The 428-nt window shown below is 62.1% G+C and carries 1 protein-coding gene; it reads right to left on the bottom strand.

Annotation, left to right across the window (positions count from 1 at the left end; translation table 11 throughout):
* Positions 1-360, bottom strand: a 360-nt coding sequence (locus D7X55_RS41445; protein ID WP_199747438.1) for a YbaB/EbfC family nucleoid-associated protein, incomplete at its 3' end; no start/stop codon positions are given.
* Between the last annotated feature and the right edge of the window lie 68 nt (positions 361-428).

Below are 428 nucleotides of genomic sequence, written 5' to 3'. Positions count from 1 at the left end.
GCCTGGCGGCAGGCCCATGTCGCCGGCCATTTTGCTCATTTCGTCTTTCATCATCTCGGCCGCGCGGACCTGGGCCGAGCGGACGGCGGCGGCGATGAGATCTTCCAGCATCTCGAAATCGCCTTGCGACAACGCCGTCTTTCCCTCGGCGTTTGCGACGGCCAGTCGCTCGCGATCGATCTTCAACTTGATCAGTTCCAGCCGGCCGTTGACGGTCGCGGTGACCATGCCTGCGCCGGCGTCGCCGGTCACCTGCCGCTTACCCATCTCGGCCTGCATGGCTTCCATCTTCTGCCGCATCTCGCCCGCTTTGGCCATCAGCTGGCCGATGTTTCCGATGTTTTTCAGTGCGTCGAACATGAGCGGGAGTCTAACCGCAGGGGGGCGTGTCTTTCACCTTGTGGTGTCGTGGAGTAGTTGTGTTGTGG

Origin of the sequence: Corallococcus sp. AB049A (assembly GCF_003668885.1) — a bacterium.
GTDB classification, from domain to species: Bacteria; Myxococcota; Myxococcia; order Myxococcales; family Myxococcaceae; genus Corallococcus; species Corallococcus interemptor.
The sequence above is the reverse complement of the archived record's forward strand: the minus strand, read 5'-3'. Positions and strand labels throughout refer to the sequence as shown.